Source organism: Mesorhizobium sp. M0088, from assembly GCF_040322895.1.
GTDB lineage: Bacteria > Pseudomonadota > Alphaproteobacteria > Rhizobiales > Rhizobiaceae > Mesorhizobium.
This window is the reverse complement of record NZ_JAMYUI010000006.1, coordinates 230,501-244,967: the sequence shown is the minus strand read 5'-3', so window position 1 is coordinate 244,967 and position 14,467 is coordinate 230,501. Positions and strand designations below refer to the sequence as shown.

The following is a 14,467-nucleotide window of genomic DNA, read 5'->3' as shown; positions in this document are numbered from 1 at the left end:
TGGCCGGCTCGGCACCGATGACGACGGTCTTGGTTATCGGCGCGAACGAAGCGGTCACGAGGCCTCGCTTTGGCCTAATGGCTCGGGCGCCAGCACCAGCCGGATCTCCTGCGCCGCCTGCGCGGCATGGTGGCGCACGGTGGCAAGGTCGAGCATGCTGTAGGTGGTCGCCACATAGGGCACGGTCAGCGCGGCGACGGAGTGGCCGAACGGCCCGATGACCGGAAAGGCAAGATCGATGACACCCGGCTGCAGCCCGTCCGCCACCTCTTCATGGCCGGCGGTACGGATGCGGCCAAGCGCACGCTCCACCTCGGCCTTTTCGTCAAGAACACCAGAGACTTGCAGCCATTGGTTGACTCTATCCTGCGGCTGGAACGCCATCAGCGTGCGGCCCGTGGCGGTGGCAAACAGCGGGAACTCGGCGCCGACGCGGACGCGGAAGCCGAAGGCCGCCGGGCTTTCCACTTGCGCCAGGATCAGTACCCTTCCGGCATTGTGGACGCCGAGATTGCAGGACTGCTGGATGGAGTCGGACAGCCGCCGCATCGACGGCAGCGCTGCCTGGACGAGGCCGCGCAGCGGCTCATGCCGGTGCGCCAGCTCGAACATGCGGGTCGACAGGAAATAGAGCCCGGCCGGGCGATCGCGAAAGATATAGCCGCGCCGTTCCAGCGCCTGCAGCACGCGGTAGATCTGGTGGATCGAGCGGCCGACCGCCTCGGCAATCTGGCCCTGGTTCAGCCCGTCCTTCTGCTCAGCCAAGAGCTCGATGACGTCGAACGCCTTTTCCAGGGCCGGTACCGAATAGTCCGGCGCTTCCGCAGTCTTGCCAGCCATGCCCCACAATCCTTCCCGGACCAAGCAATTCCAGGAAAAGTGTGAAACGGTTTCCGGCAGGAATTGCGTCAAAACAGAGAGATAGAATCAGGAGCTACTATAGTTACAAGGCAGCCCCCATCGTAGCCATCATCAGCCTGGCGATGCGTCGGTTGATGTCGTCGGGCACCGGCTGCGCGCCTGGCGCCGGTCTTTCGCCGGTAGCGCCCTTCACCACCCGCTCCAGCGACAGCGCCTGCAGCATGAAGCCGATGTCCATGGATTCGATCGAATTGCCCTTCGGTTCGCTGCCGGCAAGGTTGAACATGCGCCCCTCGGCGACCAGGATGACATGCCGGCCATTGGCAAGGTCGAGACGCTGCAAGGTGCCGTCGAGATCGGTGCTACCGGTCGTCATGGCACCCATGCCCTCGGTGTCGATCTCCCACGGAAAATGCCCTGAGTTGGCAAGCACCGCACCATCTTGCATGGCGGCAATCGCGCTGGCCGGCAGCACGCCGGCGCGTCCCGTGGCGGTGATGAACACCTGCGCCCATGGTGCCAGATCCGCCAGCGGCGCCACCCGGTAGCCGTCGAGGGCGGCTTCCAGCGCCTTGATCTCGTCGACCTCGACGACCGCCACGCGGCCGCCCAGCGCCCGCAGGTACTGCGCGATGCCGCGCCCGCACCAGCCATAGCCGATAACGCAGAAGCGCCGGCCGGGGATCATCAGATTGGTGATGCGCATGAAGCTTTCGACAACCGACTGGCCGACCGCGTGCTTGTTCTCGCCGATCGCCTTCAGTGGGCTGTCGTTGATGACGATCGACGGAAACGGCACCTTGCCGGCCAGTTCGCCGCGCAGCCGGTCGCCGCCGGACGTCGTCTCCTCGGTGCCGCCGAGAATGGAGGCCGCCCAGCCGCGTTCGATGATGCCGGCGGCAAGGTCGGCGCCATTGTCGAGCAGCATGTCGGGCTTGGCATCCAGTACCCGCGCCAGATTGGCGTGATGGTCGGCCAGCGTGTCGGCGCGGCTGCCGAACACGCCGATGCCCTGGCTTTGCAGGAAGGCGACGACATCGTCCTGCGTCGAGCCATGATTGCCGGTGCCGACGATCTCGGCCCCGCCTTCGGCGAGCACCTCGAGCAGCACCGCAGTCTTCGGCTCGACATGCAGCGACACGCCGATGCGCCGGCCGGCGAAGGGTTGGGTTTCGCGGAACTCCGAGCGCAGGGTGGCGAGCATCGCCATGCGCGAACGGATCCAGGCGATACGGGCGCGGCCGCGTTCGACCAGTTCCGGGTTTGCCAGATTTGCCTTCGCCTGGGTCATTCGCAGTCTCCGATCATGGTCCATATTCATCACTTGCAAAAAAGTTTTTTGCATGTGACAAATCTTGCAGAGGGTCGTCAAGCCCCACCGAAAAGGGGCAACGGACAGAACGGCGCCGCACCAAGGCGTGGCGCGGCATTTGGCTTTGCACCTGAAGGGGTAGAAAATGGGAAATCTGGATATCGCGGTTGTCGCCGTATATCTCGTGGCGGTCACCGCAATCGGGCTGTTCTTCGCCCGCTCGATCAAGACCGAGGAAGACTACATCGTCGCCGGCCGGCGCATGGGGCCGCTGTGGCTGACCATTTCGGCCTTCGCCTCGTGGACCGGGCTTGCCGGCCTGTTCGGCACGCCTGAAATGGTGGTCCGCTACGGCATTTCGGGCACATGGTGGTGGTTCACCTTCCCGATCGGACTGTTGCTGATGGGCATCTTCCTGGCCAAGATCGTGCGCCAGCGCATGCATGTGACGACGCCCGACATCGTCGCGCAGGACTATCCGGGTTCGGTGCGGGTCGCCGCCTCGCTGGTCACCAGCTGGAATTACCTCGCATGGGCGGCCGCGCAGGTGTTCGGCATCTCGATGGTGTTCACGCTGTTTTCGGGGATGGACCCGACCACCGGCGCCATCGTCGCCTTCCTCGTCGTCATCGTCTATACCATGCTGGGTGGCTTCCTCGCTGTGGTGGCGACCGACGTGCTGCAGGCGGTCATCTTCCTGGTCGTCATCGGCGTGGTGGCGCCGTTGTTCGTCATCTTCGGACCGGGCGTCTCGCATGTTTATGAGGCGACCAGGGACATTCCCGGCTTCTACAATCTGTTCGCCAACGTGCCGCCTGCGACGCTATTCGTGTGGTTCCTGCTGTTGCCCGCCGGCTTCATCGACACGATCGGCTTCCAGCGCGTCTTTTCCGCCAACTCGCCGGAGACGGCGCGCAAGGGCCTGATCAACGGCTTCGTCATCATGGCCGTGTTCGGCGTCATCCTCACCTTCCTCGGCGTCGCAGCCAAGGCGCTGCTGCCGTCCGGCACCAACCCGGTCAACGCCATGCCGGACCTGATGGTGCAGCTTTTGCCGCATGGCATCATCGGCGTGCTGGTGGCCGCCTTCCTGGCGGTGGCGATGTCGACGGCCAGCACGACATTGCTGATCACCGCCACCACCCTGCAGCGCGACGTGATCTCGCGGCTGCGCCCCGACGCCAGCGACAGGGAAAGGCTGTGGACCAGCCGCATCCTGCTGCTCGTGCTCGGCCTGGTGGCGCTGGTGGTGGCGCTCAGCGTGCCCGGCATCGTCACCATCCTGATGCTCGGCTTCTCGGTCTATGTGCCGGGCCTGCTGCTGCCCGTGCTATCGGCCACGTTCGGCTGGCGCATTCCCTCCTGGTCGATGTTGGCGACCATCGTGCTGGGCGCCGGCTCGACCGCCATCCTCGTGCTGATGGGCGAACCCGGCGGCATTCCAGCCTCGCTGGTAGGCTTCTTCCTTTCGGTCGTCCCGTTCGCCGCCGGGCTCGTTACACGGCCGGAGCGGCAGGACGCTTGAGCCAGGAAAGGTCGCAAGAAAGCAAAGAGATAGCGCTCCATCCTGAATCAGTGCGGGATGGGGCATGGATGTGGAGAGACCGATGAAGAAGACCAGCTTCGACAAGCTTTCGAGTGCCGACCAGGCACTTGTCACAGCCGCCGCGCAAGCGCGCGACAAGGCCTACACGCCCTACTCCAACCACAAGGTCGGCTCGGCCGTGCGCACCTCATCTGGCCGGCTGTTCGCCGCCTGCAATGTCGAGATCGTCACCTTGCAGCAATCGGTGCATGCCGAGCGCAACGCGGTGATGCAGATGGCTGCGGCGGGCGAGCGGCAGATCGAGGCCATCGTCTGCCACGGCCCCTATTCGGGCGTGCCGTGCGCGGAATGCCGGCAAGTGATCTGGGAATTCTGCTGCGATGATCCCGACGTGAAGATCATCGGCTCCACCCTCGATGGCGAGATCGAACTGATGACCATCGGCGAGATCTATCCGAGCCCCTACGGACCGGGCACCAAAGGTATCGACCCGCGCAAATTCTGAAACCGCCGATCGGCTTCCAATGCGCGGCGGACCTGGATCAAGCTTGGCCTCGGGTTGCCGGCCCTCGCCGCATCCAGCTTGCGAAGCCGTCACCCCCCGTGGCATCTGTCTGTCACAACGGACGATCCGCAGCATGGCAGCACGACCACCCGCCGGAAAACCGCCTAACGGCAAGCCACCCGCCGGCAAACTACACACCAGCAAGCTATTGGGCGTCAGTCTCAACCGGGCGCTGTCGAAGCTCGGCCTGTGCTCGCGCACGCAGGCGGATGTGCTGATCGCGGAGGGCCGCGTGCGCGTCGGCGGCAAGGTCGTGCGCAATGCAGCCCTGCGGGTCGACCTCGACCGCGACCGCATCGTCGTCGACGACAGGCCGGTGGTTGCCGAGCGCAAGGTCTATCTCATGCTCAACAAGCCGCGCGGGCTGGTCACCACCCGCGACGACCCGCAGCAGCGCGACACCGTCTATGCCTGCCTCGAAGGGCTCGACCTGCCCTTCGTCTCGCCGGTCGGCCGCCTCGACAAGGCCAGCGAAGGCCTGCTGCTGATGACCAACGACACCCGATTTGCCAACCGGCTGATGGACCCGGCTTCGCATTTGCCGAAAACCTATCACGTGCAGGTCGGCACGGTGCCGGACGCGGCGATGTTGAAGACGTTGCGCGCGGGCGTGAGCGTCGACGGCGAGATCCTGAGCGCCAGCTCGATCGAACTTTTGCGCAGCGGCGGTCGCACCGCCTGGCTGGAGATCGTGCTCGACGAAGGCCGCAACCGCCACATCCGTCGCCTGATCGCCGCGCACGGCGTCGAGGTCCTGCGCCTCATCCGCATCGCCATCGGCCGCCTGCCGCTCGGCGACCTCGCCAAGGGCACGGCACGGCATTTGACACCGGAGGAACTGGCGCTGCTGGCGGGGTGAGCAGCGCGTGCGCTGGTGCAGGCTCACAGCAATCCTTCCTGACGGAAAGCTGTCAGGAGGCCTAGTCTATAGGTCGGATGGGAGCCGACCACGGCTTCAACGATCAGGAGCCAAAGCAATGAATTTCGTCTCTGTCCGCATCATCACTTCGGACGTTCAGCGCCTCGTGCGCTTCTACGGCGAGATCACGGGCATGCCCGTGACGGTCTACACGGAAGACTTCGCGGAACTGGCGACACCGGCCTGCACGCTGGCGATCGGCAGCACGCGCACCTTGATGCTGTTTGGCGGCGACATCGCCCGCCCCGCCGACAACCACACCGTCATCCTCGAGTTCCGCGTCGGCGACGTCGATGCTGAATTCGCCAGGCTCTCGGACCTCGTCAGGAATGTTACTGTGCAGAAGCCAACCACAATGCCCTGGGGCAATCGCTCGCTGCTGTTTCGCGACCCCGATGGCAATCTGGTGAATTTCTTCACGCCGGTGACCGCCGAAGCGATCAAGAAATTCGACAGGTAGGGCGGAAGCGGCGCCGCTGGCCAAAGCCGCCCTACTTCTGGTTCCATTTCCGGATGACCGGCTCGCTCAAATCATGCTCGTAGCCGAGCACGCTGATGCTGGCTGTTTCGAGCACAAGCAGCGCGCCGCCTTCGGGCGGCAGGCCAATCCAGCGCGCCGCCAGCACGCGCAAGAAATGCGCGCTGGAAAACACCAATATGCCGGCATTGGCCTCGCGCAGCCCGGCGATAATCCTGTCGGCCCGCGCGCCGACATCGGCCGCCATCTCGCCCTTTGGACAACCATCGCGAAACACATTCCAGCCGGGGCGCTCGGCCAGGATCTGTTTTGTCGTCAATCCCTCATAGGCGCCGTAGTCCCATTCCTGCAGATCGTCCTTCTTGACGCTCTGCGCGTCGAAGCCGGCCAGTACGCTGGTGTTGTAGGCGCGCTGCGACGGGCTCGACCATACGGCCGAAAAAGACAGCCCCTTGAGCCTATCGGCGACACCCCGCGCGGCGGCCTCGCCAACCGGGGTCAACGGCATGTCGGTGCGGCCGGTATGCTGCCCCGAAAGGCTCCATGCCGTCTCACCATGCCGGACCAGATGGATTTGGGGATACGCGTTGCTCATGGAATGCCTTTCAGTGTCGCCAGCACCTTAAGCGACGATGCGGCAAAGGGGAATCCGCTTGGTACAAAAACTGCGTGGTCGCCTGGCCTTGATCGGCGGCGGGCCGGCCCTGTGATCGGCCCGAGGCCGCAACTATATCAAGGCCAGCCTCCACAAGGCTCCCGCCACCACAAGGGCACGGGCCCTTGCACAACAAGTCGAGATCGTCATGTACAAACATCTGCTCATCGCCACGGACGGATCGGAACTGGCCGACAAGGGCGTTGCCCACGGCCTGACGTTGGCCAAGGGCCTCGGCGCCTCCGTCACCTTCGTTACCGTCTCGGAACCATTCCCGATCTTCGCCTGGGGCGGCGCCATGGCCGGCTATGCCGCCGGCGATGAGCTGGTCGCCTACAAGGATGAGGCCGGCCGCTATGCCAAGGAAGTGCTCGCCAAATGCAAGACGTCGGCGGACGCCGCCAGCGTCTCCGCGGAGGTGGTCCATGTCGAGGACAAGCGACCCGCCGAAGCCATCCTGGAGCTGTCGCAGACCCTGCGCTGCGACCTGATCGTCATGGCCTCGCATGGCCGCCGCGGACTGGGCAAGCTGCTTCTCGGCAGCCAGACGGCGGAAGTGCTGTCCTACACGGAAATCCCGGTTCTGGTGGTGCGATAGGGCGTTTTTCCGGGCTGGAACTGACTTTCGGAATCATGCTCAAATAACAGCCGGAGACCATCCCGGCGCGGCTGTCGTGCGCCAACATTGTTCGACCGCGCCGGAGAAAATTGACGAATGGCGGACGAGGGTCGCACCAGGATAATTCCCAGCGGAATGCCGCAGTCGGCCGCCATGCTGGCCGACGTCAAACGGGCGATGGCGACCACCGCAAGCCTCAACCGCTTGACCTTCAACGACGCGGCTGAAGTCCGGACCCTGTTCAGCGAACTCATTGGCAAAAAGGTCGACGACAGCTTCCTGCTGATCCCGCCCTTCTACACGACCGGCGGATCCGATATCCGCGTCGGGCGCAATGTCTTCATCAATCAGAACTGCACCTTTTATGATCTTGGCGGGCTCGACATCGCCGACGATGTCATGATCGGGCCGAATGTCAGCCTCATCACCTCGGGCCATCCCCTCGAACCGTCGCGGCGTCGCGCCTTCACGACCGCAAAGCCGATCGTGATCGAACGCAATGTCTGGATCGCGGCCGGCGCGACGGTCATCGGCGGCGTGACGGTGGGCGAAAACTCGGTTGTCGCGGCGGGTTCCGTGGTCACTAGGAACGTTCCCCCGAACACGCTTGTCGGGGGAAACCCGGCCAACGTCATCAGGTCGATTGCCGAATGAGGGCGCGACTTCTCATCGGGCGGCCGGACCGACAGATCGTAGTGACATCGTCGCTATGCTATGCTGTTAACGCAGGGAAGGAGCCCATTCATGCGCAAGGACTTCATGCTCGAAGCGTTGCAGCGTGCCACTGAAGACACGTTGCTCAACCGCGACATCTTTGCTGTCGAGCCGGATGTCTACGCCGCTTTTCTGGAACGTCTCGACGCGCCGCAGCATCCGAACCACCGGTTGCGCCGCACCATGACTACAAATCCTCCGTGGGACGCTGCATGACGCTGATGATCACGCTCCGCGCCAATCGCCACCGGCCGCTTAGGATGCCGAAGACCAGAGCGCGGCCTCCAAGACCAGATACCCGCCCAGCATCAGCAGCCCGGCGAAGAACACCGTGCGAAACGTCTCGACGCTCATCGCCTGGCGCAGCGCCTGGCCGGCGAACATGCCGGCGAGCGCCGGCGCAAGCGCCAGGACCGATCCCGCCAGTTGCATTGTCGGCGATGCGAACGCGCCTGCCTTGAACAACCCAAGGGCAAGAGCCGCCGTCGACACGGTGAAGGACAGGCCGAGCGCTTGGATGAGGTCTTCCCGGCCCAGCCGCAGCGATTGCAGATAGGGCACGGCCGGGATGACGAAGACCCCGGTGGCGCCGGTGACCAGCCCGGTCGCCACACCGACCAGCGGTGATACCAACGCCTCGTGGCGCGCCGGCGTGGTGAAGCCAAGCTTGAGCAGGCCGAGAATGGCGTAAAGCACCAGCGCCGCACCGAGCCCGGCCGAGGCAACGCCAGAGTGTGTGCCGGTGAGCAGGCCGGCCCCGGCGACGGTGCCAAGCACGACGCCGGCCATCATCGTCCACAACCGCTTGCACAGCCCGCCGAAGGATGGGCCGGTGAACAACTGCCAAAGATTGGTGACCAGCGACGGGATCAAGAGCAGGGCAGCCGCCTGCGCCGGCGGCATCGTTACCGCCAGCAGCCCCATCGCCACGGTCGGCAGCCCCATGCCGACGACACCCTTGACGAAGCCCGCGGCAAGGAAGACCGCGCCGATCCAGGCGATGACGCCGACGCTCAGCACGGTCGTTCCTTCGGGGTGCCGCTTCGATCAGTCATGCAACAGCATGTCCGCCGCATCATCGTCGGGTGCGGGTTTTGCAGGCGTTGCTTCATGGTGGACAGGGGCAGCCATCGCCACGCAACCGCGCTGGCCGGGCTCCGCTCGCGCCATGGCAAGCGAGGCCACCGCGATCGCAAGCACGATCGCCGCGCTTTCAAGTATGCCGGGTCCATGCCGGCCTGTCGCCTTTTCGCTCATCGCGCATCTCCATCGCAAAAGATTTGACTGACATGCCGGCCGCCCACAATGTGGAAGTTACGCCGTCAGCCTTCGCCTGCGCCGAAGGCTGAAACCCTGCAGGAGAAGAAAGATGCGCTTCGATCTTACCGATCTCCGGCTGTTCCTGCTGGTCGCCGAGCGCGGCAGCATCACCCATGGTGCCGAACTTGCGGGGCTGGCGCTCGCCTCCGCCAGCGCCCGCATCAAGGGCATGGAGGAGAGCCTCGGCGCGCCGCTTTTAGAGCGGCGGCGGCGCGGCGTGGTGCCGACGGCCGCCGGGCAGGCGCTGCTGCACCATGCGCGGGCGGTGCAGAACCAGATCGAGGCGATGGCCGGCGACCTCGGCGCCTATGCCACGGGCTTGCGCGCCCGCGTGCGGCTGATGGCCAACACGGCCGCCACCAGCGCGCTGCTGCGCGACATGCTGCCGGCCTTCCTCGTCGCGCATCCCGGCATCGACATCGACCTCGACGAGCGCCCCAGCCACGAGATCGCAGAGGCGGTGGCAAGCGGTGCCGCCGATCTCGGCATCGCCGCGACCTGGGCCGGCCTTTCGCATCTGGAGCAGAAGCCGTTCTTCATCGACAGGCTCATGGTGATCGCCGCGCGAGACTGGCCCGACCTCGAAGGCAATACGGCCAACCTCGGCGACCTGCTCGGCGAAGCCTTTGTCGGCCTGAGCGCCGGCCATCCCTTGCAGGAGCACATCACCCGTCAGGCCGCCCGCCTTGGCGGCCATCTGCACTTCCGCATCCGCGTGCCCGGCCTCGACAATGTCTGCCGGCTGGTCGCCCAGGGCGCCGGCATCGCCATCGTGCCCGAAAGTGCCGCGCGCCGCTCCGCCCGCACGCTGCGCAGCCTAGGGTTGACCGACGACTGGGCAACACGCCAGCTCAACCTCTGCGCCCGTCGCTTCGAGGATCTGACGCCACAGGCAAAACTGCTGGCGGAGGCGCTGGTGTGAAGTCGCGCTCTACGGCGCTTTGCCCATGGAGCGTAGCGCGTTGATCGCAGCGAGGTATTCGATGAAATGCTTTGGGCAATCGCTTAGCACGAGCCGATAGAGCGGCAACGTCTCGTCGTCACGATGCTGCAGCCGCTGGAATTCCGCTGTGTAGAAATTGGCCTCGCAGACCTGCTCGTTCCTGATGGTTGCATCCGGATCATCAGCCGCCTTCAGTGTCACTTCAGGCGCCTGGTCACCCAGCAGCATGCGGACCAGCGGCGCCGGCCATTTCGTCATGTCGAGCTTTGCCACGCGCAGGATGCTCGACTGCCCGTTGCGGCGCCGGGCAAGGTCCACCCAGATTGCGGAATACGCATCCTGGGGCTGCATTTGGGCGGACTTCTCCAGATCGGCCTGTGCCTTGGCGGCCGGACCAAAGTAGAATCCGGCAATGCCGCGACTTTGATAGAAACCCGCGAATTTTGGGTTTCGACGAACAGCCTCGTTGAAGTTGGCGAAGGCCTCGACATAGTCTGTCTTGTACATACTGGCGATACCCAGCGCTTCGTAGGCGCTGGGATAGTTCGGCGCATAGTGCAACGCCTGAGTGCAATCATTGATCGCGCGATTGTTTTTCGCCATGTACAGCCACACGTAACAGCGCCCGAGATAGGCGGCGGCATCTTCAGGATTGAGGAAGATCGCTTGATCATAGTCCGCGATGGCGGTGTCGTATTTGCCTTTATCGCTCCAGGCCGCGGCACGGTTCCTGTAGGCGCCAGCATAGCCGGCATCTATTGCGATCGCGAGATTGTAATCTGATATGGCGTCATCGTATTTATGCCTGGATGCCCAGACGAGGCCCCTGCTGTCGTAGGCTTGCACATAGCCTGGATTGATGGCGATCGCGTAATCGTAGTCCGCCAGCGCAAGATCATACTCGCCTTTGTACGACCAGACCCGACCCCGATTGGTGACGGCTTCGGCATAATGGGGATTGAGGGTGATCGCCTGGCTAAGGTCGGCTAAGGCCCGGTCCGCATCATCGATGTACGACCATAGCAGACCGCGATTGTTGTAGCCGACGGCGTTTTTCGGATCGAGGCTGATCGCCTGATCGTACTCGGCAATGGCCCGCTTGTAGAACATCTTGCTCGCCCAGACATCAGCGCGGTCGCGGTAGATCGAGGCATCCTTTGGATCGAGCCTGATCGCCTGGTCATAGTCAGCAATGGCGCGAGCCTTGTCGCCTTTCTTCATCCAGATCTCGGCGCGCCGTCGAAAGGCGAGGATATGATTCGGATCGAGCGCAATCGCCTGGTCGAGGTCCGCAATGGCGCGGTCATATTCGCCGCTGCCGTCCAGTGCATTCGCTCGGTTGAAATGGGCAAGGGCTTGATCATTCACCGATACGGCCTTGTCCTCCAGCAGGCTGGTGCACACGACGATCCGCTTGGGGGCGTCGAGCTCATCGTCGCCGCAATTGTGCAGACGATTATCGGCTGCCATGACCGGCGGGCCGAATGCGAGCAGGACCGCAAGGCAAGCAAGGTAACACTGCGCCACTTTAGTCAAACGCCCATATCGATGAAGCATCATGTCAGAAAAACTTGGAACATCATTGCAGATCGCCGACCTTGTGCCAGCTTGATCGGGCAAATTCTTGACCAAGAAAATTAATATCGAAGAAATCCGGACGGGCCACGCGCCGGCGGCATGCGTCGACAGCGGGGCATCACCACCTTCAATCGCCCGATCACAACACGATTGTCCTAGTCTGCGCGCCGCCTTTCGCCAGCACGTTCGGCCGCCTGCAGGCAGACGACCTACCCAGTTCGCGTGAAAACAGCGCCTTGCTTTTCAAATATCCGTGACGTAGCTTGTTTACACATTGGCAAAAAAATAGCCAAAGTTTTTTCCTTTTGTGAAAGACGGGGACTTTGCGGGAACATCTCGATCTGACCGATCGGCGGCTGGTCAAACAGCTGTCGCAGGATGCACAGCCGGGCATCAACCGCATCGCCGAGATATTGGCGATTTCGGTGCCGACGGTGCGCACGCGGCTGCGCAACCTGCTCGACCGCAACCTGCTCAAGATCGTCGGCCTGCTGAACCTGACCGAGCGCCCCGAGCTGATCTCGGCCATTGTCGGCATCAATGCCCAGGGGCGCGGCCGGGCCCGCGAACTGGCGCAGCGCATTGCCGAACTGCCCTTCGTCAACTCGGCTTCGGTGGTCACCGGTCGCTTCGACATTATCGTCGACGTGACGGTGGCCGGTGACGTCGCCGACCTCTACCGCGTCACCAGCGAACTGATCCCCGGCGCCGGCGAGCCCGGCGAAGTCGTGCGCAGCGAAACCTTCGTCGTCATGGCGTCCTGCAACAAATGGGTCAGCCTGCCGGAAGGCTGCTGGTCGGACGACCGCAAGGAGCCGGCATGAAGATCGCGGTTCTCGGCGGCCTCGGCCTGCAAGGCCGGGCGGCAATCGCCGACCTTGTTGCCAGCGACGGCGTCGCGCAAATCGTCTGCGTCGACACCGCAGCGGACGGCCCTGCCCGGCTTGCAGGCCTGACCGATCTTGCCCGCGTGCGCTTCGTCGTGCCGCAGGGCGCGATCGGCCCGGCGCTGGCCACTGTGCTTGATGATGTCGACGCCGTCATCGACCTCTTGCCGCAGCCGCTGATGCGCCAAGCGGTGCAGGCCGCGATCGCCACGCGCACGCCGCTGGTCACCACCAATTACGCCAAGTCGATCGCCGACCTGGCGCCGGCCGCCGAACAGGCCGGCGTCCCGATCATGACCGAGTGCGGGCTCGACCCCGGCATCGACCTCGTGCTGTACGCGCGCGCCGCCAGGCAGTTCGACTCGATTTCCTCGATCGATTCCTATTGCGGCGGCATCCCCGAGCCGAAGGCGATGGCCAAGCCGCTGTGCTACAAGGTGAGCTGGAATTTCGATATGGTCCTGGTCAGCCAGAACCGCGACAGCGTGATGATCGAGGATGGGAAACGCGTCGCGGTGCCGGCCGGTCAGCAGCACGACAATCCCTTCATCCATGAAATTGAGGTCGCCGGCCTGGGCAAACTCGAAGCCTTCCCCAATGGCGACGCGCTGCATTATGTCGAGATGCTGGACGCCGCAAAAGGGTTGCGCCGCTCCGGCCGCTACACGCTGCGCTGGCCAGGATGGTCGGCTTTCTGGGCGCCGTTGAAGGAGCTTGGTTTCCTCTCTGAGGACAAGGTGCTCGGCACCTCCAACAGCCCGCGCGAATTCCTCGGCCGGCTGCTTGGCCCGCAATTACAATACGGCGCCGGCGAAAAGGATCTTTGCGTGATGCGCAATGTCTTTTCCGGCCTAGAAGGCGGCCGCGCCAAGACAGTGACGTCGGACCTGATTATCGAACGCGACCTGGCTTCGGGCCTGTTCGGCATGAGTCTCGGCGTCGGCTATCCCGCCAGCATCGTGGCGCAGATGCTCGCGCGGCGTGAGATCACCAGACCGGGCCTTTTGAACCCGCTGCTGGACGTGCCCGACATCAGGTTCTTCGACGAACTGGCCAAGCGTGGCATCACGGTTTCCGAGACGGTGGCACGGGACTGAGGAGAAAAGATTTTCGAACGGTGGCTGCCGTCGGCAACGGCGCTGCCGCTCAAAAAGCACCCCAAAGGGTGAAAAACAACGTGGAACAATAAAACAAGGAGGAATACCGAAATGAAGATTGCCAGACTTTTCATCGCCGGGCTTGCACTCGCCGGGCTCACTGCCGCTGCCAGTGCCGGTACGCTCGACGACATCACCAAGCGCGGCGAGTTGCGCGTCGCCGTGCAGACTCAAGGGCCTCCCTTCTCGCTGGTCGGCGCCAATGGCGAACGCACCGGCAGTTCGGTGGAACTCGCCGAAATGATGGCCAAGGAAATGGGGGTCAAGATCACCTTCCTCGACTTCGACTGGGACGGCCTGATCCCGGCACTGCTGTCGGGCAAGGCCGACCTTCTGGTCGCCGACATGACACCGACGCTCGCGCGCGGCATGAAGGTCGCCTTCACCACGCCTTACATGTACACGGGCAGCACCGTCTTCACCAAGGCCGACAGCAAGTTCAAGACCACTGAGGACTGCAAGGCCAAGGGCACCAAGATCGCCGTGCTGCTCGGCGCCACCGGCGAGAAGGAAGCCAAGAAAGCCTTCCCCGACGCCGACATCAAGAGCTACAAGGGCGGCGGTCCGCTGCTGCTCGACGCCGTCAACAACGGCCAGGCCGATTGCGGCGTCAACGACGTCTCGGCGGTCAAGGGCCAGTCGACCGCCTATCCGGCCGGCAGCTTCACCATCATGCCGGACCTGTTGTCGAAGGAGCCGCTTGCCTTCGCCACCCGCTATGACGAGCCGGACCTGCTGGTCTGGATGAACCTGTTCCTCAACCAGGTCACCATCGACGGACGCCTGCAGAAGAACCTCGACTACTGGGTCAATTCCGACGCCTGGAAGAAAGACCACTGAGGAATTGAATTAGCGAGTAGCGAATAGGGAGTAGCGAATAGGGAATGGCCGTTCCGGCCATGCTTTGCTGCTC

The 14,467-nt window shown here is 63.8% G+C and carries 17 protein-coding genes; 11 read left to right on the top strand and 6 right to left on the bottom strand.

Features of this window, described 5'->3' with window-relative positions; genetic code table 11:
- Positions 1 to 54 precede the first annotated feature (54 nt).
- Together NKJ67_RS09955 and NKJ67_RS09950 are read right to left on the bottom strand one after the other, a co-directional pair.
- Positions 55 to 840, bottom strand: coding sequence for an IclR family transcriptional regulator (locus tag NKJ67_RS09955; RefSeq protein WP_127267210.1), 786 nt, complete (start codon positions 838 to 840; stop codon positions 55 to 57).
- A 103-nt stretch (positions 841 to 943) separates the two neighbouring features.
- The gene (locus NKJ67_RS09950; protein WP_352581229.1) at positions 944 to 2,152 is read right to left on the bottom strand and encodes an adenosylhomocysteinase; all 1,209 of its coding nucleotides are present in this window, start codon (positions 2,150 to 2,152) and stop codon (positions 944 to 946) included.
- Positions 2,153 to 2,318: 166 nt separating this feature from the next.
- On the opposite strand from NKJ67_RS09950, the gene NKJ67_RS09945 reads away from it, so the two are divergent.
- The 4 genes from NKJ67_RS09945 to NKJ67_RS09930 all read left to right on the top strand — a co-directional run bounded on the left by NKJ67_RS09945 (position 2,319) and on the right by NKJ67_RS09930 (position 5,663).
- Positions 2,319 to 3,698, top strand: a complete 1,380-nt coding sequence (locus NKJ67_RS09945; RefSeq protein ID WP_127267212.1) for a sodium:solute symporter family protein — start codon at positions 2,319 to 2,321, stop codon at positions 3,696 to 3,698.
- Positions 3,699 to 3,780: 82 nt separating this feature from the next.
- Entirely contained in the window at positions 3,781 to 4,224 is a 444-nt protein-coding gene (locus tag NKJ67_RS09940; RefSeq protein ID WP_164748890.1) for a cytidine deaminase, read from the top strand.
- Between the two features lie 133 nt (positions 4,225 to 4,357).
- Complete coding sequence (locus tag NKJ67_RS09935) at positions 4,358 to 5,143, top strand: pseudouridine synthase (RefSeq protein ID WP_352581228.1); 786 nt, start codon at positions 4,358 to 4,360, stop codon at positions 5,141 to 5,143.
- Positions 5,144 to 5,261: 118 nt separating this feature from the next.
- The gene (locus tag NKJ67_RS09930; RefSeq protein WP_127267214.1) at positions 5,262 to 5,663 is read left to right on the top strand and encodes a VOC family protein; all 402 of its coding nucleotides are present in this window, start codon (positions 5,262 to 5,264) and stop codon (positions 5,661 to 5,663) included.
- Positions 5,664 to 5,694: 31 nt separating this feature from the next.
- On the opposite strand, the gene NKJ67_RS09925 is transcribed toward NKJ67_RS09930, so the two are convergent.
- Entirely contained in the window at positions 5,695 to 6,276 is a 582-nt protein-coding gene (locus NKJ67_RS09925) for a histidine phosphatase family protein (protein ID WP_127267215.1), read from the bottom strand.
- Positions 6,277 to 6,484: 208 nt separating this feature from the next.
- Between NKJ67_RS09925 and NKJ67_RS09920 the strand changes: the two genes are divergently transcribed.
- The 3 genes from NKJ67_RS09920 (at position 6,485) to NKJ67_RS09910 (ending at position 7,885) form a co-directional block, all read left to right on the top strand.
- A complete protein-coding gene (locus NKJ67_RS09920; RefSeq protein WP_352581227.1) occupies positions 6,485 to 6,934 on the top strand; it encodes a universal stress protein in 450 nt (149 codons plus the stop codon).
- 117 nt (positions 6,935 to 7,051) lie between these two features.
- A complete protein-coding gene (locus tag NKJ67_RS09915; RefSeq protein ID WP_352581226.1) occupies positions 7,052 to 7,609 on the top strand; it encodes a sugar O-acetyltransferase in 558 nt (185 codons plus the stop codon).
- 90 nt (positions 7,610 to 7,699) lie between these two features.
- Positions 7,700 to 7,885 (top strand): type II toxin-antitoxin system TacA family antitoxin, encoded by a 186-nt coding sequence (locus tag NKJ67_RS09910; RefSeq protein WP_352581225.1) that lies wholly within the window; start codon positions 7,700 to 7,702, stop codon positions 7,883 to 7,885.
- A 39-nt stretch (positions 7,886 to 7,924) separates the two neighbouring features.
- Here the strand turns inward: NKJ67_RS09910 and NKJ67_RS09905 are convergent, their stop codons facing one another.
- The gene (locus NKJ67_RS09905; RefSeq protein WP_127269971.1) at positions 7,925 to 8,689 is read right to left on the bottom strand and encodes a sulfite exporter TauE/SafE family protein; all 765 of its coding nucleotides are present in this window, start codon (positions 8,687 to 8,689) and stop codon (positions 7,925 to 7,927) included.
- Between the two features lie 27 nt (positions 8,690 to 8,716).
- Positions 8,717 to 8,926, bottom strand: a complete 210-nt coding sequence (locus tag NKJ67_RS09900) for a hypothetical protein (RefSeq protein WP_127269973.1) — start codon at positions 8,924 to 8,926, stop codon at positions 8,717 to 8,719.
- Positions 8,927 to 9,038: 112 nt separating this feature from the next.
- Here NKJ67_RS09900 and NKJ67_RS09895 point away from each other — a divergent pair, with 112 nt between their 5' ends.
- Positions 9,039 to 9,911 carry a LysR substrate-binding domain-containing protein gene (locus tag NKJ67_RS09895; protein WP_352581224.1) on the top strand — a complete coding sequence of 291 codons (873 nt, stop codon included), beginning with the start codon at positions 9,039 to 9,041 and terminating at the stop codon, positions 9,909 to 9,911.
- A 9-nt stretch (positions 9,912 to 9,920) separates the two neighbouring features.
- Here the strand turns inward: NKJ67_RS09895 and NKJ67_RS09890 are convergent, their stop codons facing one another.
- Positions 9,921 to 11,564 carry a tetratricopeptide repeat protein gene (locus NKJ67_RS09890; RefSeq protein ID WP_127383483.1) on the bottom strand — a complete coding sequence of 548 codons (1,644 nt, stop codon included), beginning with the start codon at positions 11,562 to 11,564 and terminating at the stop codon, positions 9,921 to 9,923.
- Between the two features lie 269 nt (positions 11,565 to 11,833).
- Here NKJ67_RS09890 and NKJ67_RS09885 point away from each other — a divergent pair, with 269 nt between their 5' ends.
- The 3 genes from NKJ67_RS09885 to NKJ67_RS09875 all read left to right on the top strand — a co-directional run bounded on the left by NKJ67_RS09885 (position 11,834) and on the right by NKJ67_RS09875 (position 14,394).
- A complete protein-coding gene (locus NKJ67_RS09885; protein WP_023813263.1) occupies positions 11,834 to 12,334 on the top strand; it encodes an Lrp/AsnC family transcriptional regulator in 501 nt (166 codons plus the stop codon).
- Entirely contained in the window at positions 12,331 to 13,494 is a 1,164-nt protein-coding gene (locus NKJ67_RS09880) for a saccharopine dehydrogenase family protein (RefSeq protein ID WP_352581223.1), read from the top strand. The genes NKJ67_RS09885 and NKJ67_RS09880 overlap by 4 nt, the downstream gene beginning before the upstream one ends.
- A gap of 111 nt (positions 13,495 to 13,605) precedes the next feature.
- The gene (locus tag NKJ67_RS09875; protein ID WP_127326548.1) at positions 13,606 to 14,394 is read left to right on the top strand and encodes an ABC transporter substrate-binding protein; all 789 of its coding nucleotides are present in this window, start codon (positions 13,606 to 13,608) and stop codon (positions 14,392 to 14,394) included.
- Positions 14,395 to 14,467 lie beyond the last annotated feature (73 nt).